Here is a 21,720-nt window from a genome sequence, read left to right as displayed (position 1 = left end):
TGACTTTCAGACGGCCTTTATATGCAAATTCAAGCAATTAGTGCTGATGCGCACCACCATGACCATGGCCGTGACCGTGATCCATACCGGATTGCGGTGCAGTTTTCACTTCCAGCTCGACAGTTTGAGGTTTCGCGTTTTTGAATTTCAGGGTTACAGGTACTTTTTCGCCTTCTTTCAATTGCTTTTTCAGACCCATGAACATAACGTGGTAGCTACCTGGTTTCAGCTCAGTTACGCCTTTTGCAGCCAAAGGCACGCCGCCTTTAACTTCGCGCATACGCATAACGCCGTTGTCGTTCAAGTGAGTGTGTACTTCAACACGTTCGGCAACAGGGCTGCTGCCGCCTAGCAAGAAGTCTTGTTTGGCTTCATCGTTTTGGATTTTCATGAATGCGCCACCCATTTTCATACCTTCAACGGTAGAGCGTGCCCAACCGTCTTCAACATGGATACCGGCTGCAGATACGGAAGTTGCCAAGCCTGCCAGAATCAGGGTTGCCATTAATTTTTTCATGTTTTGCTCCTTATGTTTGCCAAATGGCTGGGATATACGGCCTTCATCTTACAACCGAAGGCCGTCTGAAAACTTTGATATAGATTAACTAATACTATCTAATCCTAATGAATTACCATATTACCACATTTCTAAGCAGTTAATGCAACAATCCAAACAATAAATAACATTAACAAAGCCATCAGTTGCGCGGCCGAACCGGCATCTTTGGCACGCTTGGCCAGCTCGTGTTTTTCAGTAGAGGTATGGTCAACGGCTGCCTCGATGGCGGTATTAAACAATTCAGTAATCAGTGAAATAAACGATGCAACAACAAGCACCATTTTGGTAGCCGAGCCGAAATCAAGAAACAACGCCAAGACAATTAAAATCAGGTTCAACCAAAAAACTTGGCGAAATGCGCTTTCATAACGATATGCGGCAGCCAGTCCGTCTTTGGAATAACCAAACGCATTGATAATGCGCTTGATGCCGTTTTTGCCTTTTTTTTCAGATGCGTAGGAAGATGGTTTCATCATATACTCAACATAAAAGGCCATCTGAAAAACGATCGAATCAATTTTCAGACGGCCTTTGGATTTATTGTTTTGCCCAAGATGCCACGGCATCTGCGAACATGGCGGCAACGTCAAAATCTTTTTGCTTCATGATTTCTTGGAATCCGGTCGGGCTGGTCACGTTGACTTCGGTCAGGTTGCTGCCGATAACGTCCAAACCGGCCAGCAGGATGCCTCGCCGTTTAAGCTCGGGAGCCAGAGTCTCTGCGATTTCTCGGTCGCGCTCGCTCAACTCCTGCGCCACGCCGCGGCCGCCGGCAGCCAAGTTGCCGCGCGTTTCGCCGTTTTGCGGAATACGCGCCAAAGCATACGGAACAACTTCCCCGCCGATAATCAGAATGCGCTTGTCGCCATGTACGATTTCAGGAATATAACGTTGTGCCATGATGGTGCGTGAATCAAGCTGCATCAGGGTTTCCAAAATACTGCCGATATTGGGGTCGGATTCGGTCAGGCGGAAAATGCCCATACCGCCCATGCCGTCCAAAGGTTTGATGATGATGTCGCCGTGTTCTTTCAAAAAGGCACGGACATCGGTGGAACGTGTGGTAACCAAAGTTGGCGCGGTAAACCGGCTGAAGTTCAAAATCGCCAATTTCTCATTGAAATCGCGCATTGCCTGCCCGCTGTTAAATACTTTTGCGCCCTGCTGCTCTGCCAACGTCAAAAACTGGGTCGCATACAGATATTGCATATCAAACGGCGGATCAGTGCGCATAATGACCGCATCGAAATCTTTTAAGGCCGTCTGAACTTTTGCCTCTGCTTTAAACCATTCATGATCGTCATCGTTCTTCGCGCCGACAAACTCAAATGCCGCTGCCTGAGCCACCACCAAGCCTTCACGGACGGACAATTCTCCGCTCAAGGTATGAAAAAGCTGCCAACCGCGCTTTGCCATTTCACGCATCATGGCGTAAGTAGTGTCTTTATAGGTTTTAAAACTTACCATCGGATCGGCGATAAACAGGACTTTCATCAAAATTTCCTTGTAAACAGACGATATAATCATACCTTGTATTCTGCCTGCCTGAAAAGATGGCAAAATATAGAAAAGGCCGTCTGAATTCTATTTTAAGACGGCCTTGAGGCTTTTAGGCGGCTGCCAAATGCAAGAGTTCGGCGGCATGGCTGCGTGTGGTATCGGTAATGATTTCGCCACCCAGCATACGCGCGATTTCCTCAATGCGCTGATGATGGTTCAATACGCTGATTTCGCTGACGGTTTGTTCGCCTTCGCTATGCTTGCGCACCTGCCAATGGTTTTCACCGCAAGAGGCGACTTGAGGAAGATGGGTTACCGCCAAGACTTGATGTTTTTTACCTAAGGCACGCAAAGCTTTACCGACCATTTCAGCAACGCCGCCACCAATACCGGTATCCACTTCGTCAAAAATCAATGTCGGCACTTGCGTGTATTGGCTGGCAACCACTTGCAAAGCCAAGCTGATACGCGCCAATTCACCACCGGAAGCCACTTTATTCAAAGGACGGGACGGATTGCCTTTATTCGCCGCCACTTGGAATTGTACTTGTTCCAGACCATGTGCGGTCGGCGAAGACGGCAACAAGACGATGTCAAAACGTGCACCCTTCATGGCCAAATGCTGCATATGCTCGGTGGTCTCTTCGCCCAAACGGCCGGCCGCCTGATGGCGCATGGCGGAGAGAATATGCGCGGCTTCGTGGTATTCGGCAAGATTGCGTGCGACTGTATTTTCCAAGGCCTCCAAATCGGCAGCCGCTTGCAGATTTTGCAGGCGCTCGTCGATTTCTGCCAACTTTTGCGGCAACTCTTCCGGCTCAATGCGGTATTTGCGCGCCATGCTCATCAATTCGCCCATACGGCTTTCTTGTGCGGCCAATTCATTAGGATCGATGTCACTGCGACCGGCCACATCGCGCATATTGGCACTGATTTCACCCAATTCTGCTTCAATACTTGCCAACATATTCAGGCTCTCGGCAAAGCGCGGCTCAATGTTTTGCAGATTGCCCAGCAGTTTTTGGCATTGGTAGATTTGACGTTGGATGCCGTTGTCTCCGTCTATGCTGTCGCCCACCTGCTCGGCGGTTTGCAGCAACTCGGCCGAATGCGCCAGGCTGTCGTGGCTTTGGCTTAAGATTTCCCATTCGTTGGGTTTGAGCTCCAATTGGTTCAATTCATTAAACTGCCATTCCAAACGCTCGCGTTCGATGGCCATGGTTTCTGCCTGCTCTTGCGCCTCTTGCAGTGCCTTTTTTGCATTGACCCAATTTTGATAAAGCTGCTTGACTGTTTCTGCCTGCTCTTTGCTGCCGGCGAACGCATCCAGCAACTCGCGTTGCGCAGATTCTTGATTCAATGAGTGATGGGCATTTTGGCCGTGAATATCGATTAGCTGCTCGCCGATGGCTTTCAGCTGCGCCAATGTTGCTGCCTGATTATTGATATAACTGCGGCTTTTACCCTTGGCATCGATAATACGGCGGATGCTGAGCTCTTCGGCATCTTCTTCCAAAAGGCCTTGCTCCTGCAGCTGCGCTTTCAGTTCGGGCGAACCGCTGATATCGAACAAAGCCGACAACTGCGCTTCTTTAGCGCCACTGCGCACTTGGCTGTAATCGGCTTTATCGCCCAACAATAGGCCAATCGCATCCAGAGTAATCGATTTGCCTGCGCCGGTCTCGCCCGTCAATACGGTAAAGCCGTTTTGAAAATCAAGATTCAGGTTTTCAACAATGACAAAATCACGCAGAGAAAGTGCCAACAGCATTGCAGTATTCCTTAGTAAATTACCCGCGCCTATGCGGAATAGCTTTAGATAAACTGATTATAGCTAAGATTTTTTATATTTTAAATTAGATTTTTCTTATAATTTATCTAAGATATTTATTTTAAACAAATTATTTTTAAAGCAGGCAATAAAAAGGCCGTCTGAATATTGCTACATGTTCAGACGGCCTAAATTTGCTTTACTCTGCCAACTCTACTTGTTCATGCCCCATCAATTCCTGCCCTACTCCGGCAAGCAGGTTCAGATAACGCTCATACTGCTTGAGCATATCGGCAATCAATTCTTTTTGCGTCATATATTGCACATCGTACCCATCGCGCCCATCTGAGAAATACGTCAACGGTATGAACGTTGCCGCATATTTGAAATGAGGCAGGCCGTCTTCGTGAATCAACTGGTCGGTAATTTCCCGCTTTACGGATTTAATCCCATAGACAAAATCCCTTACCGTCCCTTTATGTACCACCAGCTCCACCGACGGCTCATCCTGTTGCAACAGGCAATGGATTTCTACGTCCATATTGTATTTTTCGGTCAATTCGTTTTTCAATTCCTGCATTGCCGGAAGCGCCGTATTTTTCATAAATTTGATGATATCGACTTCCTGCGTCTGATTCATCATTTGGCCAAGTCGTTTCCTCCAATGATCGCCCGACCAGAAAATACTGCCCGGATTGACGGCGGTCGCAAAATATTTGGCATCGTTGTTCAGGGCTTTCCATAAAGATACCATCATAAAAATCAACAACACCGCAAACGGCAGAGACGCAATCAGGGTCATGGTTTGCAAGATGGGCAAACCGCCGGCACCCAGCAACACAATGGCCACGGCCGAAATCAACACGCCCCACATAACCGATTGCCACTTGGGCGAAGCCAGCCCTTTATCGCGCGAAGCAATATTGTTCAGCACATAAATGCTCGAGTCGGCAGAAGTGATAAAAAACAGCGCAATCACCAGCAATGCCACCAAGCTGCTGACAACCGGCCACGGCAGATAGCTCAAAAAGGCAAACAACAATTTTTCAGGCTCGTTGGTCAAGGCAGACAAGGCGCCGTTTGCCACATTCGTGTCCAGCCACAAGGCCGAATTGCCAAATACAGTAAACCACAAAATACTCATCAGGCTAGGCACTGCCAATACGCCGAAAATAAATTCGCGGATGGTCCTGCCTCGTGAAATTCGGGCAATGAACAAACCGACAAAAGGCGACCACGAACACCACCAAGCCCAATACAACACCGTCCAGCCGGTAAACCATTTTGTATGCTCAGGCTCATAGGTATATGACTTGAAGCTGAACGAAACGAAGTTGCTTAAATAAACGCCCAAATTGTCGCTGAATGCTAAAATCAAATACGTCGTCGGCATACTCAGCAAGACAAACAGCATCAAAGCCAGTGCCAATACCATGTTGGTTTCGCTCAAAATTTTTACGCCTTTGCCCACGCCCGAAGTCGCAGAAAATACGGCAATTGCCATGATAACGACGATGATGCCGACCTGCAAGACATAGCTGTTGTCCTGCACCCAGCCCATCTTCAGCAAACCGGAACCCATTTGTGCCGCGCCAAATCCCAAGGTTGGGACAATACCGAACAAAGTCGCAATCAAAGCCATCACATCAATGGCATCGCCCATTTTGCCGTTGATTTTGTCTTTTAAAATCGGGTAAAAGCAGGAGCGCAACGCCAGCGGCAATTTATAGCGGAAACCGAAATACGCCAAGGCAAGCGCAATGATTCCGTAGATTGCCCAGGCATGAATCCCCCAGTGGAACACCGTATGCAGAATCGCCTCTTGCGCATTGCCTTTGGCAATCGGGGAAGAGAAATGCGATAAAGGTTCGGCTACACCGAAAAACATCAAGCCCACGCCCATACCGGCCGCAAACAGCATGGCCAGCCATGATAAAAACGAAAATTCAGGTTCGTCCTCGTTTGTACCCAACTTGATACTGCCGAGACTGCTGATGGGAAGCACCAATAAAAAAATAAGGAATACAGAGAAAGTCAGAATATAAAACCAACTGACATTTTGAAAAACGAACTGCTTCACTGCATTTAACAAAGCCTCAGTATTTTGAGGCCAAACCAAAGCAGCTGACAAAAGCAAAAGGACAAAGAAAAGCGTAATACCGACCACGCTAGGGTTGAAAGAAGATTTGTTTTGAATGAATTGTTTGAATTTCATATCGGTTCCGTAGTTGATACAGCGCATATTTGAAGAACAAACGGGCTGCCGATTGATAAAGAGAGAAACGTTTCCGTATATCTTCTCAAACTATTCCAGAACGAGAGATATTTATTGATTTTTTAAATTATACCACAAAATCAATAAGTTATTAAATTAAATGAAAATTATATTTAAAATCATGATGTTATGTAACAATAAAGGCCGTCTGAAACACGATTGTTTCAGACGGCCTTTGCATTCAAATCAGTTAATCAGTCTGCTTCCTGATGCAACTGCTTCTTCAGCCTCCTCATCGCCTGTTGGCGGCGTTTCCATCAAATCAGGCAACACCAGCTCGCCCAATTCAGTCAGCGGCGGCAATTCTTCCAAACTTTCCAAACGCAAATCACTTAAGAATGTTGCCGTCGTCGCCCACAAAGCCGGACGGCCGACAGAATCACGGTGGCCGATGACTTCAATCCAGCCTCTATCCTGCAAGGTTTGCATGACATTTTGCGACACCGCCACGCCGCGTATGCCTTCGATATCGCCACGCGTTACAGGTTGCTGATAGGCAATAATCGCCAACGTTTCCATCACGGCGCGGGAATACCGCGGCGCGCGTTGCTCTTGCAGGCTGCCCAGTCGTTCAAACGCGGCTTGGGCGATTTGGAAGCGCCAGCCCTCATGGGTATGCACCAGTTGCAAAGCCCTACCCTGCCAACGGGCCTTCAGTTGCGCCAATACGTCAATCAGCTTGTCTTGCGACAACGGCGGCACGCACAATTCGCGCATGGCTTTTTCGTTTAGGGGTTCGATTTGCGTCAACAGCGCCGCTTCAATCAGCGCATCGGGAGAAAGTTTTTCAGTCATAATAAAATCAATGTTCAGACGGCATAAACAACCAAAGGCCGTCTGAAAGACAATATGGTCAACGGTTTGTTACGCGCTCAAATGCGCTTTCAGTTTTTTTTCGTCCAAAAACCAATGGCAGATTTCGGTATCGCCATCCAGCAAAACAGGCACCAGCTCATTGTACTTTTCTTCTAAAACCGGATCTTCATCAACATCGACAATATCCAGCTCAAATCCAAACTGCTCCTGATAAGGCTTTAATTGTTCGCGCATTTTGTGGCACAGGCTGCAATATTCCCGAAACATCAAGGTCAGTTTCATGGCGGTTACTCTCGGAGGGACAAAAACGGCCATTGTATAGCAAAATGCTTCCAAACCATACAGGCATGACAAAGGCCGTCTGAACAGGCGCGAAACGAAATCAAGGATTTCTATCACACCTTCAGACGGCCTTTGTGTATATTCTAAAATTAAGACTGAACGTTGATACCGGCAGTCACGGTATTTTGGGCACTGCTTGCAGTCAAAAATGACGCTGCCAATTCGCCGCAGCAACCGCAACAAGTCGCCACGCCTAATTGAGCCTGCAAATCGCTCATGGTGGTTGCACCGGCGGCGATAGTCTCTTTGATGTCGTGGTCAGTAATGGCATTGCAGATGCATACGAACATGATGTGCTCCAATTATTTTGTTACCCTCTGTAATTGAGAGTAGGATTTATTCTTGAACGTAAATATAAATAAAAACGGTTTGCATTGCAATATTGACACAGCCCTTTTACTTTGAAATTTTTCTATGGAATTTTATATTTTGATTGATATTTTATAATTTTGAAGTTTGATAAGCTTTCAGACGGCCTTAATAACAAAAAGCGGCATCTTCGAGATACCGCCTTTATTTATGAACGGGAATGGTGTTCATCGACCATATTTTTCAAACGGATATTGGCAACATGGGTATAAATCTGCGTGGTGTTGATATCAGAATGTCCCAACATCATCTGGACTGAGCGCAAATCGACGCCGTGATTGACCAAATGCGTGGCAAAAGCATGGCGCAAACCGTGCGGACTGAGCGAAGCAATACCGGCCGCTTCGGCATATTCTTTGACTATCATCCATGCAAGCTGACGGCTGATGCCGCTGCGTTTCTGGCTGACAAACACTTCGTCACAGATTTTGTTTTTCAGCAACAATGGGCGCGATTCGTTGCAATAGCGTTCCACCCAATACGCCGCTTCCTGTCCCAACGGAACCAAACGCAATTTGTCACCCTTGCCTATGGTACGGATACTGCCGCGATGTAAATCGATATCGCTGAGCGTCAATTTGACGGCTTCGGTCACGCGCAAGCCTGTTGCATACATGACTTCGAGCAAGGCTTTGTCGCGCAGTCCGTGCGGCGTTTCCACATCCGGCGCAGCCAGCAGCGCATCGATTTGGGCTTCGGTAATCAGCGTGGGCAGTTTGCGTTCCGATTTCGGCGCTTTGAGAAAACGGGTGGGATTGTCTGCTCTTTGACCCGTTTCTTCCAACCAGACGTACATGCGCTTGCAAGCCGACAATGCCCGCGCTTGGGACGTACTTTTTTCCCCTTCCGCATACACGGCATCAGACAGGGCAAATTCATCGGCGCTCAACCAATCCTGCCCGCCCTCGGCCAAACGCGCAGCAACTTTGACCAAATCACGGCGGTAACTTTGCAGCGTATTGTGGCTGAGCCTGTCTTGCAGCCAAAGGGATTCAAGCAGCTTGTCTATTAAATCGTCCATACTCATCAAACTGTATTGAAAGGCCGTCTGAACGGCATGACTTTACATCCGTTCAGACGGCCTTAGGTTTTCAAAGCCCTATTAAGAGGCTTGAGAGATTGTATCCAAAACTTCCTGCGCGTGTCCGGCCACTTTGACTTTGCGCCACTCATGGGCGATTTCGCCGTTTTCGTCCAGCACAAACGTGCTGCGCTCGATGCCGAGGGATTCTTTGCCGTAAAGCTTTTTCAGCTTGATCACGTCAAACAGTTTGCAGACGGTTTCTTCTTTGTCGCTCAACAATTCAAACTGAAAGCCTTGTTTGGCGCAGAAATTCTGATGCGATTTGACACCGTCGCGCGAAATGCCGACAACGGTATAGCCCAACGCTTTGAATTGCTCCAATCGGGCATTGAAATCCAAGCCTTCGGTGGTACAGCCGGGTGTGCTGTCTTTAGGATAAAAATAGACAACCAACGGCAAATGTTCGGCGGAGTTAAAATCGCTGCCGGAAGAAGATGGGAGTGTGAATTGATATTTTGACATATTATTCCTTTCAGACGGCCTAAACCTAGCCTGCATTTATTTTTCGCTTAAATTCAAATAACTGCGCGTACCTTGAAAATCTTCCAATGCGCGCAACAAAAGCTGGAAGTGGTCGTCATTGCCGGCCAAATCCAACTCATCGGCATTGACGGTCAGCAAAGGTGCGCTTTGATACAAATGGAAGAAATGACTGTATTCGTCATGCACCCGTCCCAAATAGCCTTCGGGAAACAAGCTGATGATGCCTTCGTGACGTTTTTGCAGGCGTTTGCGATTGTTTTCGACGGCGGTTTGCAGATAAATCACCACATCGGGCTCCACGTATTGCGGCAGAATGCGTTGCTTCATATCGGCAAAAAGCTGCTGCTCGTCATCATTCAAAACGATAGGCGTAAAAATACGGTCTTTTTCCGGCAAAAAATCAGCCACAACCATTCCGCCTTGCGCACATTGGTCTTCAATAATATTCACGCTTTCAGCGCGGCGTGTCAGGAAGAAAAGCTCGGCAGCCAAGCCATTATTGGAAACATTGCTGTAAAACTTCATGAGAAACGGATTGTGATCCGGATTCTCCGACAACAGCAACGCGCTGAAATGCTCTGCCAAGCGGCGGCTCAAAGCGGTCTTGCCACTACCGATGGCGCCTTCGACGACAATATAACGAGGATTCATAGTAACTCTTTGTAATGTGTTTCCCAACAATATTTTATAGCAAAAAAGGCGTGTCCAACACGCCCTTTCTTGTTTTCGTCCGTTTTTCAGACGGCCTTTATTCTTTCAACAGGCGAATACCCTGCCCGCCCAAAGCCTGAGCCAAATCAGCCGCACGGCCATGCTCGCCCAACTCGAAATCCGGAAGGATTTCGGCCAGCGGCAACATAACGAAACTACGCTCATGCGCGCGCGGATGAGGCAAAGTCAGATGCGGGTCATCGCTGCGGATACCGTCAAAATCGATGATGTCCAAATCCAAAGTACGCGGCGCATTGCGGAAGGTACGTTCGCGCCCAAATTCGGCCTCGATGCGGTTTAACTCCGCCAACAGTGCCACGCCGTCCAATGAGGTTTTCACGGTACAAACGGCGTTCACAAAATCGGGCTGATCATCATAGCCGACCGGCGCAGTCAGATACAGGGAAGATGTTTTTTCGAGCCGGATATGCGGATGCGCGTCCAATTCGGCCAATGCAGCACGAACCTGTTCGGCAGGATTGGCGAGATTGCTGCCCAAAGCGATAACGGCAAAATGCGGATACATTTCAGACGGCCTCTTTTAAAACGGCAGCGTTTTGGTTTTGGCAAGGAAAACAATCGTGGCAACACACGACATGGCCAAAACGTAGACGATATAGAATTTCGGCGAACGCGGACGCGAACGCATCATAATCATACCCAACACAATATAAACCAGCAACAGCAGGATTTTCATGCCGAGCCACGGCGCATTAAACGGCGAAAAATGGGTAATCTTCATCAGCCACAAGCCGGTAAACAGCAACATGGTGTCGTTCAAATGCGGCATGGCCTTCCAAATGCCTGCCAACGGCTTCTCAGGATGACGCCAAAGCAGGAAAAAACGGATGTTGAACAACAGGATGGTAATGGCAACGAAAATCTGATGGCTGTATTTTACAAACAGATATTGCATGGCAGTTTCTTATATTGAGGGTTGAAAAACAAAGCAGCTATTTTACCGCAAACATCTATTTCTGACGCAACTTTTCAATCGCCAGCAGATAGGGCGGCGCATTGCGGCGGTTGACAAAGCCATAGCGTAACACGGCAAAGGCTTCCTGCGGCAAAGTTTCCGCCCATTGCACAATCGCTTCAGCCTCTACTCGGCCGGCTTCATGCCCCGGGTACAATACCGCCACGGCAAGCCCGCCCTCTTTCAGCAAACCCAAAGTATCCGTCAGCGCACGGATGCTGCTTGCCGCTTCAGTCGTGCAGCTTTTATCTCCACCCGGCAGCCAACCGAAATTAAATACTGCGGCATCTAAAGGCTCATCGATATAAGACGAAAGGTTTTCATGGCCGTCATGTATCAGGGCTACCCGACCATCTACGCCGTTTTCTTTCAGACGGCCTTGGGTCTGCATTAATGCTTTAGATTGCACATCAAATGCCCACACCCTACCCGTTTCACCAACCGACTGCGCCAACAGCAAAGTATCATGCCCATTTCCGGCCGTCGCATCCAAAGCGCGGCCGCCTGCTTTTAAGGCTTGTCGTAAAAGGCAGTGGGCAAAGGGAAGAATATTTTCAAGCAGCATGATAAAGGTCGTCTGAAAATAAAAATACCCTACCGCAAAAGCGGTAAGGTATTGAAAAACAGGAATGCGTTACATCATTTATTCGGCAGGTTGTTGCACAGTCTCAACTTGAACCGGAGCAGCTGCGGTAGCGGCTTGAGGTTGTTTGTTTTCGTGTTGCAGGCTGACTGCGCGTGCAGGAACGATTGTTGAGATAGCGTGTTTGTAAACCATTTGAGTGACGGAAGTATTACGCAGCAGAACAACGTACTGGTCGAATGATTCCACTTGACCTTGCAGCTTGATGCCGTTTACCAAGTAGATTGAAACCGGAACGTGCTCTTTACGCAACGCATTCAAAAAAGGATCTTGTAACATTTGTCCTTTAGCTGTCATATTCTTGAGCTCCATTATTATGATTGTAAAGACGCCAAAATCGGCGTTTGATGGGATTGTAGCCCCGAATAGGATAAATTACCAACTATTTTTTTCTATCACACCGTTTAGGAATCCAGCAATAAGGGAACTTCCCGTCAAACCGACTGTTTCATTTCCATATTCACAACAATCCCCAATCCAAATTTGATGTTTTCTTTAAATTCGGCAAACCCTGTCGAAAATATGCCATGAAGCTCTAATGAGCTGTTTTTCATTATAAAAAGGCCGTCTGAAATGGTTCAGACGGCCTTTGTGCTTATTTGCTGAATTGTTTTTTCACGCTGACTTTGGTTTTTTTCTTGAAGCGGTTTTTCTCTTCCTTACGGCCTTCGCGTTTCTCAATACGGTTGCTCAAGCTGACACGGCGCAGCGGTTTTTTCTTCGGTTTGTCTTCCGCATTTTCATACGGATTTTCCGAAACATTGTATTGAATTCTGAGCGGCGTACCTTGCAGATTGAAGGCTTTACGGAACGTTTGGGTCAAATAGCGCGTATAGCTGTCAGAAATGGCATGCAGCGAATTGCCGTGCACCACAATCACCGGCGGATTCATGCCGCCTTGGTGCGCATAACGCATTTTCGGACGCACCAAGCCGGCACGCGGCGGCTGTTGACGCTCAATCGCGCTTTGCAATACACGCGTAATTTTCGGCGTCGGCATCTTAATCATTGCCGCATTATAGGCAGCCTGAATGCTCTCAAACAAACCGTCTATACCGCGCTCTTTCAACGCAGAAATAAAGTGGAACTTGGCAAAATCAAGGAAATACAGTTTGCGGTTGATATCGCGTTTCACTTGCTCGCGCCGCTCTTCGCTGATGCCGTCCCATTTATTGACCGCCACCACCAAGGCACGCCCTGCTTCCAAAGCGAAACCTGCAATCGTCGCATCTTGGTCGGCGATATCTTGTTGCGCATCCAACACCAAGACGGCAACGTTTGCTGCTTCAACCGCCTGCATAGCTTTAATAACGGAGAACTTTTCCACCGCCTCATCCACTTTGCCACGACGGCGCACACCTGCGGTATCGATGATGGTAAACGGTTTGCCTTCACGTTCAAAATCGATGTGGATACTGTCGCGCGTAGTGCCTGCCATATCGAAGGCAATCACGCGCTCTTCGCCGAGAATGGCGTTTACCAAGGTCGATTTACCGACATTGGGGCGGCCGATTACAGCGAAAACAGGATGTTTCGCTGCTTCCTCTTCCTTTTCAGGCTCAGGGAAGGTTTCCAAAATATCTTCAATCAGATAATACACGCCATCGCCGTGCGCACCTGAAATCACATAAGGGTCGCCCAAGGCAAGTTCGTAGAACTCGGCGGCAAGCACGGCCCTATTACCGCCCTCGCCTTTATTCACGGCCAAATAAACGGGGCGTGGGCTTTGGCGCAAACGGTCGGCAATAATTTTGTCTTGCGGCGTCAAACCGGTACGGCCGTCCACCAAGAACACAACCGCATCGGCTTCATCGACAGCCTGCAAGGTTTGTTTTGCCATTTCGTGCAAAATGCCGCTATCGACAACCGGCTCAAAACCGCCGGTATCGATGACCAAATAAGGTTTGCTGCCGACTTTGCCATGACCGTAATGTCGGTCACGCGTCAGACCGGGCAGGTCGTGCACGAGCGCGTCTTTAGTGCGCGTCAGGCGGTTGAACAAGGTGGATTTGCCGACGTTCGGGCGGCCGACAAGAGCGATAGTGGGTTTCATCATTGAGTCTTTCTGTGTCAAGTGCCGCCTAAAAACGGGAGCGGAACACAAGCAGGTGTTTTAAAAACACGGTTGATAAGGATAAGTGTAGGCCGTCTGAAAAGTCATTGCAACTTCAGACGGCCTTGATTTCAAACAAACTTATTTCAAGCTGTCGATTTTCATTTGCAGCAATTCGCGGCCTACTGCGGTTTGCGGCATTTTGCTCAAAGCAGCTTCGTAACTTTGTACGGCTTCTTTGGTTTTGTTTTGAGCAACGTAAACATCGCCTTTGGTTTCCAGCATCAAAGGCTCGAAATCAGCCTCAACCTGAGTATTCAGGGCATTGATGGCGGCATCGTATTTTTTCTGCTGCAACAGGACAACGCCCAAACGCTGCGCCGCCAAAGCTTGAACCAGCGGTGCATTTTGGTTTTTCAGCACCCAATTCAAATGACCTTCCGCCACATCATAACGGCCGGCATCAAACTCGGTTGCCGCTACCATTAAAGTGGCTTGTGCTGTCGAAATAGAATCAGGATAGTTTTTTTGCAATTCAGCCAAATCGACATTGATGGCTTTGGGGTCAGTTTTTTGCTGCGCCTTTTCCACCATTTGCGCCAATACGGCGGCAGCTTCCTGATCTTTTGAAGCTTTTTGGCCTTGGTAAATGGTGTAACCCAAATATCCCAAAGCCGCCACGATCAGCAAGGCGAAAATCCAACGGCCGGTTTTTTTCCAAAAATATTTAAAGTTGTCTAACTCTTGTTGTTCTTCCAAATGGGCTGCCATTTATGCGTTCTTCCATTGTTGTAAAGTGTCTGTCAAATCAGCGGCGGCAACGGTTTGTTGTTCGTGTTTGCCCTGCATATCTTTCAGGGTAACCGTACCGTTTGCCAGTTCGTCTTGCGCGACAATCAGGGCAAAGCGCGCGCCGCTGTTGTCGGCTTTTTTCATTTGCGCTTTCAGGCTCTGATAGCCGGAATGCTGCATCACATTGAAACCTTGGGCGCGTAAGGCTTGCGCGTATTTCATCACCTGCAAGTCCGCCCCTTCGCCTTGGTGCATTGCATAGACATCAGGCGCGGCGTTTACTTCCAGCGAGCCGTATTCGCCCACCAAAAGCAGCAGCCGTTCGATGCCCATTGCAAAGCCGATAGACGGCGCAGGCTTACCGCCAAGTTCCTCAATCAAACCGTCGTAACGGCCGCCGCCGCACACAGTTGCCTGCGCGCCGAGTTTGTCGGTCGTCCACTCAAAAACCGTTTGATTGTAATAATCCAAACCACGGACCAAGCGCGGATTTTCAACATATTGAATACCCAAACCGTCCAACATCGCCTTGAAGCGAGCATAGTGGTTTTGCGAAGCCTCGCCCAAGTAATCCACCAGACGCGGCGCCGCGTTACAGATTTCCTGCAAATCAGGGTTTTTCGTATCCAAAACACGCAAAGGATTGGTTTTCAGACGGCGTTTGCTGTCTTCATCCAGTTGCGCCTCATAGTGGGTCAAATATTCAACCAATGCCGCACGGTGTGCCGCGCGTTCCTCACGGTTGCCCAAGCTGTTGATTTCCAAAGTCAGGTATTCGCGAATACCTAATTTTTCCCACAAGTCGGCAGACATCGCGATGATTTCCGCATCGATATCCGGCCCTTCAAAACCCAAAGCCTCGATACCGACCTGATGGAACTGACGATAACGGCCTCTTTGCGGACGCTCGCGGCGGAACATCGGCCCCATATACCACAGCTTTTGCGGGCTGTTGTACAGAAGGTTGTGTTCGACCACCGCACGCAGACAAGAAGCAGTACCTTCAGGACGCAGGCTCAAACTCAAAGAATCGTTTGAATCGGAAAAGGTGTACATTTCCTTGCCAACCACATCGGTTTCCTCCCCGATGGAGCGGACAAACAAACCGGTTTGCTCGACAATCGGCGTACGGATTTGCCGGTAACCGTAAGCGCGTGTCCAGAGGTTTACCGTATCTTCAAACGCCTGCCAAAACGCAGCCGTCAGTTTGAAATCTTTTTGTTCGACAGGTAAAAGGTCGTTCATACCTTTGACGGATTGAATTTTTTGTGCCATTTCAATATGGGATAAGCGAAAATCAAATAGTTGGGCATTATAGCTGATTTTTAAGGGTTTGTGAGGTTGGGAACAAATCAAAAGGCCGTCTGAAACAGTTTTCAGACGGCCTTTGACTCACTCTACACGCCTTAGCCTGATTTGTTTGACTGCAAATTCCGTCTGCAGCTTGGGATGATGTGTAAAAAACAATTGATTTGAAATCGTCTCAGCTTTTTTCGGTACAACAGCCAAGATCTTACCTGCCAAATTTCCCTCACGGGTTTTCCAAGCATCCAAAAACTGCGCCCTGCTCATGGAAACATGACCCAGCGACGTGTCGGCAAGCAAAACCGTATTGCTGTCTATGCCGCGCAATACCGGGAAATGATCATCCTTGCGGTATTTCAGATACACGATGATGGGGATTTTCAACTGCGCGAGCTGCTCGAAAGACAGGGCATAGCCTTTCGCTTCAAAACCCAAATCGGGCATAATGCGCCGCATATCCTCAAACGACGCACGCATCTGCCCCTTATCCAGTTTTTCCAACACTTCTTCTTCCGTCAGCTTTTGTCCGTAAAAATTATTCAAAAGCGTCGCCACCGAAGCCGCCCCGCAGGAAAAATCCAAATCCTGCTTTACAATATTGAAATCCCGCCGCGCTTTCCAGCTTTGTATTTTGACTTTGCCGTAGGCTATGGGGCTTTCTTCCGCAAAAGGAAAAGAATGCGCATAAAGCGGCAGGACGGCGGCGAGGAGCAGGGCGGCGGCAAACCGCCTTTTTTGTTCCATCAAAATCCTCCTGAAAGGCTGCCTGAAATTTCCAAGCAGCCTTTTTGATTGCTTATTAATCGGATAGTGCGACAAATATAAAGTAGGCGGCAATCATTGCCGTAACGGCAGCCATAACTGTTTTATTTTTTTCAAACCAAAGCGAGTTGAGAAACATGGCCATCAAGAAATATGATGGTTTTTCAGTTTTGCCGCTGCTTTCTTGAATTAGAAGATAAAATATTAATATGGCAGTTATGCTGATTGCTGCTTTTATTAAAATATATTTGTTTTTTATCATATTTTATGATTTTTAATGCAAGTTTCAACAATAAAATTCGGAATAATACAGAGAGATGTTGATATATCAGATAAATATACAAAACAATTAAGAAAACTATTGGCGGTATGTATATTTTGAATTTCTTTTTTGATGAAATTAAAATAATGAGATATATGGTAAACGTTACAACGGAAGCCTTAGCCTCCCGATTGCAGTATTTCAAATCCAAGATAAATGCCGCATAGAAAAGATAAAATACTCAAATGGTTTTTTAGCGGCTTAAATATCTTCTTATTTAATCTTATTAATTGTTTTTCCAACTGATTCGGCAGTAAATAACAAAAAATAGCATAATAAAGTAACAGAACATGAAAATAAAAATAAATCTTTCATTATCTCGGTAATAAAATTCCAAAGATTTTCCTTATTTCCATCAATAATAAAAATTATCAGTTCATGAATAAAGAATACTGCAAAGAAAATGCTTCCTGCCGTTAGGGATATTCCTAACCTGCTTATTTTACCTTCACTGTATTTACCTGATAAATAGCCTAAAAAAGCTGCAATCAAATCATCCATTTTAAAAATTTCTGCAAAAACAGGTAATGTCTTTAATTCATTTTGTCCAATCCGTTTGCCATTGAGGGGGCGATAATAGACAGCATCATCACGGCTGCGGTGATTTGTTTTTTCATAACAACTCCCTTGGATTGCAACGTTGGAAAATCAAAACCTGCTTAAAACGTATGCTGTATAGAAATTTAGAACCTGTATTCACAAAAATGATAAAATATCTTTATGACTGGAAAATCCTACCCAACAGACTTAACAGATGCCCAATGGCAAGCGATTGAGCCGCATTTTAACCGGCTACGCCACTACAAATGGGATAAACGTAAATTAGTGAATGCCGTTTTGTACATTACCAAAACAGGTTGCCAATGGCGTATGCTGCCCAATGATTTTCCACCTTATCCAACCGTATGGAGTTTCTATCGCAGAGCCAATCAATCAGGCTTATGGGATAGGATTCTTTTGGCATTGGTTCAAAAAAACGTTTAATCCATCAAAAACAAGCGATGCCGACTTATGCCATTATTGATTCACAAAGTGTCAAAACAGCTTCCGGCGCACATGATAAAGGTTTTGACGGAGGTAAAAAAATCAAAGGCCGTAAGCGGCATATAGCTGTTGACACGTTGGGTAACCTATTGTCTGTTGTGGTTCATGCAGCCAATATCCATGACACAAAAGCAGGTATTTTTTGTAGCAAAAAAAGCGTTTGAGACCTATCCTGGTTTAAAAGGTTTCTGTGCAGACGCAGGTTATCGGAATACATTTGAGCGCGAAGTATCGGAGCAATTGGGTTTAACTGTTGAGATTTCAAAGAAAATTCAAGATATTTCTTGGCATATTCTGCCCAAACGTTGGATTGTAGAACGAACGTTTGCATGGTTAGGTTGGTCTCGACGTTTGGCAAAAGATTTTGAGCAGACGAATTTATCTGCTGAAAATTTTGTCAAACTAGGGTATATTTCACAAATATTAAAATTTATCAAATAGTTGTTTGTGAATACAGGTTCTCAAATCCGTATCAATCACACCATAAATCATGTCTTTCTTGTTCCATACACCCTCTTTAAAAGAGCGGTGATCCTCATGAACACCAACCAGCCTACCGCGTACCGTATGTTCATTATTCAAGCTTCCAGATACATCCAAAGCCAAACGCTTGCTGCCCCTATGGTCAGTGCTGATTTCACCTGTATGCTTAAACAGAGCTGTTGGCCGCTTACGGATTAAATTAATGGTTCCACCCGGTTCGGAATTGGACTGAGTAAGACCGGTCGCACCTCTGACAACCTCAATGTGATCATAAACAGCAAGGTCTGTACTGGGTGAGACATCGATTTTTGCCGTATAGCCCGAACGTCCAGACACATTAGTGGTAATCCCGTCTTCACCAATCTGATCCACATAGAAACCACGAGACAAAAAACGAGTTTGTAGGCCTGAATCGCGAACCACGTTGATTCCCGTGGTGTTTTTCATTGCATCTTCTAAAGAATATATTGCTTTATCATCTAGCTGCCGACGCGTCATTACGCTCACCGACTGCGGCGTATCCTTGCCTGAAATACGCAACCCGGTCGCCGTTGCCATCGTTCCGATTGTATAAGACTGACTGCGCTCGGTATTCCTTTGTGCCTGCCGTTTGCCACTGACCTTGACCGTATCCATATCTACATGTTCAACTTCTTGATGTCCCGTATCTGCCAAAACAGTTTGGCAAGGCAGCACCAATAACAAACAAATTGTTTTCATTTGAAAATCAGGTTTCACAACTATTTCCTTAATTAATAGAATCTACTTATTGGATAAAATTCTAATTTGTTGATTTTAAATGATATATAAGCCTATAAAATTTAAAATATTATCGTAATGATAAACGGTATCATTATATACTTATTACATTAATATATGAACTTTTTATTATAGATTTTTCTTATGTCCTAATTTTCAAATAAAAAAGGCCGTCTGAACGCAATGTTTCAGACGGCCTTAATTTAGGTATAACGCGATTAAGCGTTAGCTCCCTGTTGTTCTTGGTAGATTGCTTCGAAGTTGATCGGAGCAAGCAGTACAGGTGGGAAGCCGGCGCGGGTTACGCTGTTGGAAATGGCTTCGCGTGCGTAAGGGAACAGGATGTTCGGACAAGCAACGCCCAACAGCAGTTGTACGTCTTCTTCAGGAATGTTTTCCAGACGGAAGATGCCGCTTTGGGTTACTTCGTTCAAGAACATGGTGCGCTCTTCGTTCAGTTTGGCAGTTACGGTAACGGTCACGTCAACGCTGTAGAAGCCGTCTTCCAGTTTGGTGTTGCCGGTAGAAACGCGCATATCGACTTCAGGCTCGCCTTGTTCCAAGAAGATTTGTGGTGCGTGAGGCACTTCCAAAGACAAGTCTTTTACATACAGACGCTCAACGCTGAATACGGGTTGCAATTCTTCGCTCATTTTATTTTCCTAAGTTAGGGGTTAAGGATTCAGTAATTCGTCCAACTTGCCTTCCTGCTGCAAGCGGTACAAATCGGTAAAGCCACCAACATGGGTGTCGCCGATAAAAATCTGCGGCACGCTGCGCTGGCCGGAAAGCTGCTGCATTTCGGCAAAAACTTCCGGATTGCCGTCGATGCGGATTTCGTTGATTTCTTTCACACCTACCGCCTGCAACAGCCTTTTCGCCATGGTGCAGTACGGGCAATACGGACCGGTATAAACAGTAACGGTTTGCATGATTTCTTCCAAAATACCAATGTTCATGACTATATGGGCATAGGTGTGATTTTACAAGTGTTCCCGCCGTACGGTTGTAAAAAACATTCAGACGGCCTCTTGGCCATAAACATTTGTACAGATGCGGAAAAACCATAATTAAAGTATGATAAGCGCTTTCGCAGAATGACTTTTGCCATTTGTTTTTTGGAGAAGAACACATCGCAAAAGTTTTTCTATTCAAAATCAGGTATCCCCATGCTTTCAGGAATTCCCATCCCCAAAGACGCCGTGCGTCCGTCCGAAACCGTCCTCGTCAACATTACGCCGCAAGAAACGCGTGTGGCCGTTTTGGAAGAGAACAATATCTGCGAGCTGCACATCGAGCGCAACAGCGGCCATAGCTTGGTCGGCAATATTTATTTAGGCGTTGTCAAACGCGTCCTTCCCGGCATGCAAAGCGCGTTTATCGATATCGGCTTGGAACGCGCCGCGTTTTTGCATATCGTCGATGTCCTCGAACAACGCCGCAATCCGGACGAAACCCAACGCATCGAACACATGCTCTTTGAAGGCCAGTCCGTCTTGGTTCAGGTCATCAAAGACCCCATCAATACCAAAGGTGCGCGCCTGTCCACCCAAATCTCACTGGCCGGCCGTTTCCTCGTCCATCTTCCGCAAGAAGACCACATCGGCATTTCCCAACGCATTGAAGACGATGCCGAACGCAGCAGTTTGAGGGAGCGCCTCAACAACCTGCTGCCCGAAAACGCCTGCCACGGCTACATCATCCGCACCAACGCTGAAAATGCCTCCGATAACCAACTGCAATCAGACATCAACTATCTGACCAAAGTGTGGGAACACATTCAAAAACAGGCAAAAATTCAGCCGCCCGAAACCCTGCTCTATCAAGATTTGCCTTTGAGCCTGCGCGTATTACGAGATATGTTCAGCCTTGATACGCACAAAATCCTGGTCGACTCGACTGAAAACCACCGCCGCATGACCCAGTTTGCCGAACAATACGTTCAAGGTGCATTAGGCAGAATCGAGCTGTTCAAAGGCGAACGCCCCCTATTTGAAACCCATAACATCGAGCAGGAAATCGCCCGCGCCCTGCAACCGCGCGTCAACCTCAACTTCGGCAGCTACCTCATCATCGAGTCCACCGAAGCCATGACCACCATCGATGTCAACACCGGCGGCTTTGTCGGTGCGCGCAATTTTGATGAAACCATCTTCCGCACCAATCTCGAAGCCTGCCACACCATTGCCCGCGAACTTCGCTTGCGCAATCTCGGCGGCATCATCATCATCGACTTCATCGATATGGCGCAAGAAGTCCACCGCGAAGCCGTCCTGCAAGAGCTTGCCAAAGCCCTCAGTTTCGACCGCACCCGCGTTACCCTCAACGGCTTTACCAGTCTGGGCCTTGTCGAACTGACCCGCAAACGCTCGCGTGAAAACTTAAGCCAAATCCTCTGTGAACCCTGCCCTTCCTGCCAAGGCCGGGGCCGTCTGAAAACGCCGCAAACCGTGTGCTACGAAATCCAGCGCGAAATCGTCCGCGAAGCGCGCCGCTATGATGTCCAAGCCTTCCGCATTTTGGCCGCTCCGAATGTCATCGACTTGTTCCTAGACGAAGAATCGCAATCGCTGGCAATGTTGATAGACTTTATCGGCAAACCGATTTCGCTGGCAGTCGAAACCGCCTACACGCAGGAACAATACGATATTGTGTTGCTGTAAAGATAAAA

27 protein-coding genes and 1 pseudogene are annotated in these 21,720 nt (G+C 47.2%); 4 read left to right on the top strand and 24 right to left on the bottom strand.

From position 1 onward, the window contains the following. Positions 1-37: 37 nt before the first annotated feature. The 21 genes from FAH67_RS01800 to FAH67_RS01695 form a co-directional block, all read right to left on the bottom strand. Positions 38-517: a copper chaperone PCu(A)C gene (locus FAH67_RS01800; protein ID WP_003681960.1), complete on the bottom strand. Its 480-nt coding sequence runs from the start codon at positions 515-517 to the stop codon at positions 38-40. Positions 518-648: 131 nt separating this feature from the next. Next, positions 649-1,032: a diacylglycerol kinase gene (locus tag FAH67_RS01795; RefSeq protein ID WP_070838421.1), complete on the bottom strand. Its 384-nt coding sequence runs from the start codon at positions 1,030-1,032 to the stop codon at positions 649-651. A gap of 64 nt (positions 1,033-1,096) precedes the next feature. After that, positions 1,097-2,053, bottom strand: a complete 957-nt coding sequence (gene gshB / locus FAH67_RS01790) for a glutathione synthase (RefSeq protein WP_112890703.1) — start codon at positions 2,051-2,053, stop codon at positions 1,097-1,099. Between the two features lie 115 nt (positions 2,054-2,168). After that, positions 2,169-3,830 carry a DNA repair protein RecN gene (gene recN, locus FAH67_RS01785; protein ID WP_003681966.1) on the bottom strand — a complete coding sequence of 554 codons (1,662 nt, stop codon included), beginning with the start codon at positions 3,828-3,830 and terminating at the stop codon, positions 2,169-2,171. 199 nt (positions 3,831-4,029) lie between these two features. Then, complete coding sequence (locus FAH67_RS01780; RefSeq protein ID WP_003681969.1) at positions 4,030-6,045, bottom strand: BCCT family transporter; 2,016 nt, start codon at positions 6,043-6,045, stop codon at positions 4,030-4,032. A 246-nt stretch (positions 6,046-6,291) separates the two neighbouring features. Beyond that, the gene (gene scpB, locus FAH67_RS01775; protein ID WP_003681972.1) at positions 6,292-6,900 is read right to left on the bottom strand and encodes an SMC-Scp complex subunit ScpB; all 609 of its coding nucleotides are present in this window, start codon (positions 6,898-6,900) and stop codon (positions 6,292-6,294) included. Between the two features lie 69 nt (positions 6,901-6,969). Then, on the bottom strand, positions 6,970-7,203 hold the full coding sequence (locus FAH67_RS01770; RefSeq protein WP_039864303.1) for a glutaredoxin family protein: 234 nt from the start codon (positions 7,201-7,203) through the stop codon (positions 6,970-6,972). Between the two features lie 149 nt (positions 7,204-7,352). After that, on the bottom strand, positions 7,353-7,553 hold the full coding sequence (locus FAH67_RS01765) for a (2Fe-2S)-binding protein (RefSeq protein ID WP_003681978.1): 201 nt from the start codon (positions 7,551-7,553) through the stop codon (positions 7,353-7,355). Between the two features lie 227 nt (positions 7,554-7,780). Next, entirely contained in the window at positions 7,781-8,659 is an 879-nt protein-coding gene (gene xerD / locus FAH67_RS01760; RefSeq protein WP_003681980.1) for a site-specific tyrosine recombinase XerD, read from the bottom strand. A gap of 75 nt (positions 8,660-8,734) precedes the next feature. Further along, a complete protein-coding gene (locus FAH67_RS01755) occupies positions 8,735-9,178 on the bottom strand; it encodes a peroxiredoxin (RefSeq protein ID WP_003683206.1) in 444 nt (147 codons plus the stop codon). Positions 9,179-9,214: 36 nt separating this feature from the next. Next, positions 9,215-9,850 (bottom strand): deoxynucleoside kinase, encoded by a 636-nt coding sequence (locus FAH67_RS01750; RefSeq protein WP_003681985.1) that lies wholly within the window; start codon positions 9,848-9,850, stop codon positions 9,215-9,217. A gap of 97 nt (positions 9,851-9,947) precedes the next feature. After that, entirely contained in the window at positions 9,948-10,436 is a 489-nt protein-coding gene (gene folK / locus FAH67_RS01745) for a 2-amino-4-hydroxy-6-hydroxymethyldihydropteridine diphosphokinase (RefSeq protein WP_003681987.1), read from the bottom strand. 15 nt (positions 10,437-10,451) lie between these two features. Beyond that, the gene (locus tag FAH67_RS01740; protein WP_003681989.1) at positions 10,452-10,826 is read right to left on the bottom strand and encodes a SirB2 family protein; all 375 of its coding nucleotides are present in this window, start codon (positions 10,824-10,826) and stop codon (positions 10,452-10,454) included. A 55-nt stretch (positions 10,827-10,881) separates the two neighbouring features. Then, a complete protein-coding gene (gene mnmM, locus FAH67_RS01735; RefSeq protein WP_003681991.1) occupies positions 10,882-11,451 on the bottom strand; it encodes a tRNA 5-(aminomethyl)-2-thiouridylate-methyltransferase MnmM in 570 nt (189 codons plus the stop codon). 78 nt (positions 11,452-11,529) lie between these two features. Beyond that, complete coding sequence (gene hfq, locus FAH67_RS01730; protein ID WP_036491923.1) at positions 11,530-11,826, bottom strand: RNA chaperone Hfq; 297 nt, start codon at positions 11,824-11,826, stop codon at positions 11,530-11,532. Between the two features lie 298 nt (positions 11,827-12,124). Beyond that, on the bottom strand, positions 12,125-13,582 hold the full coding sequence (der, locus tag FAH67_RS01725) for a ribosome biogenesis GTPase Der (RefSeq protein WP_039864300.1): 1,458 nt from the start codon (positions 13,580-13,582) through the stop codon (positions 12,125-12,127). Between the two features lie 141 nt (positions 13,583-13,723). Continuing rightward, a complete protein-coding gene (locus FAH67_RS01720; protein WP_003681999.1) occupies positions 13,724-14,353 on the bottom strand; it encodes a YfgM family protein in 630 nt (209 codons plus the stop codon). Continuing rightward, entirely contained in the window at positions 14,354-15,649 is a 1,296-nt protein-coding gene (gene hisS, locus FAH67_RS01715) for a histidine--tRNA ligase (RefSeq protein ID WP_003682000.1), read from the bottom strand. Positions 15,650-15,766: 117 nt separating this feature from the next. Further along, on the bottom strand, positions 15,767-16,423 hold the full coding sequence (locus FAH67_RS01710) for a C39 family peptidase (RefSeq protein WP_003682002.1): 657 nt from the start codon (positions 16,421-16,423) through the stop codon (positions 15,767-15,769). A 55-nt stretch (positions 16,424-16,478) separates the two neighbouring features. After that, positions 16,479-16,703, bottom strand: a complete 225-nt coding sequence (locus FAH67_RS01705) for a hypothetical protein (RefSeq protein ID WP_003682004.1) — start codon at positions 16,701-16,703, stop codon at positions 16,479-16,481. A gap of 273 nt (positions 16,704-16,976) precedes the next feature. Next, a complete protein-coding gene (locus FAH67_RS01695) occupies positions 16,977-17,264 on the bottom strand; it encodes a hypothetical protein (protein ID WP_003682008.1) in 288 nt (95 codons plus the stop codon). Between the two features lie 219 nt (positions 17,265-17,483). Here FAH67_RS01695 and FAH67_RS11715 point away from each other — a divergent pair, with 219 nt between their 5' ends. From FAH67_RS11715 to FAH67_RS11705, 3 genes are read left to right on the top strand one after another with little or no spacing between them, the layout of a single operon-like run. Further along, the gene (locus tag FAH67_RS11715) at positions 17,484-17,747 is read left to right on the top strand and encodes a transposase (protein WP_115287603.1); all 264 of its coding nucleotides are present in this window, start codon (positions 17,484-17,486) and stop codon (positions 17,745-17,747) included. Between the two features lie 17 nt (positions 17,748-17,764). Then, on the top strand, positions 17,765-17,971 hold the full coding sequence (locus FAH67_RS11710) for a transposase (RefSeq protein WP_112890721.1): 207 nt from the start codon (positions 17,765-17,767) through the stop codon (positions 17,969-17,971). Next, positions 17,928-18,248, top strand: a complete 321-nt coding sequence (locus FAH67_RS11705; RefSeq protein WP_208648188.1) for a transposase — start codon at positions 17,928-17,930, stop codon at positions 18,246-18,248. The genes FAH67_RS11710 and FAH67_RS11705 overlap by 44 nt, the downstream gene beginning before the upstream one ends. A gap of 24 nt (positions 18,249-18,272) precedes the next feature. Here FAH67_RS11705 and FAH67_RS01675 read toward each other — a convergent pair. The 3 genes and pseudogenes from FAH67_RS01675 to grxC form a co-directional block, all read right to left on the bottom strand. Beyond that, positions 18,273-19,010: pseudogene (locus FAH67_RS01675) on the bottom strand (TonB-dependent siderophore receptor); the annotation flags it as partial. A gap of 257 nt (positions 19,011-19,267) precedes the next feature. After that, positions 19,268-19,702 carry a protein-export chaperone SecB gene (gene secB, locus FAH67_RS01670; RefSeq protein ID WP_003682271.1) on the bottom strand — a complete coding sequence of 145 codons (435 nt, stop codon included), beginning with the start codon at positions 19,700-19,702 and terminating at the stop codon, positions 19,268-19,270. Between the two features lie 21 nt (positions 19,703-19,723). Beyond that, positions 19,724-19,981, bottom strand: a complete 258-nt coding sequence (grxC, locus tag FAH67_RS01665; RefSeq protein ID WP_003684090.1) for a glutaredoxin 3 — start codon at positions 19,979-19,981, stop codon at positions 19,724-19,726. A 237-nt stretch (positions 19,982-20,218) separates the two neighbouring features. Here grxC and FAH67_RS01660 point away from each other — a divergent pair, with 237 nt between their 5' ends. Next, on the top strand, positions 20,219-21,712 hold the full coding sequence (locus FAH67_RS01660) for an Rne/Rng family ribonuclease (RefSeq protein WP_039864361.1): 1,494 nt from the start codon (positions 20,219-20,221) through the stop codon (positions 21,710-21,712). The last annotated feature ends 8 nt before the right edge of the window (positions 21,713-21,720 follow it).

Origin of the sequence: Neisseria flavescens, from assembly GCF_005221285.1 — a bacterium.
GTDB lineage: Bacteria > Pseudomonadota > Gammaproteobacteria > Burkholderiales > Neisseriaceae > Neisseria > Neisseria flavescens.
Note: the sequence above shows the minus strand (reverse complement) of the source record. Positions and strands in the feature narration are given on the sequence as shown.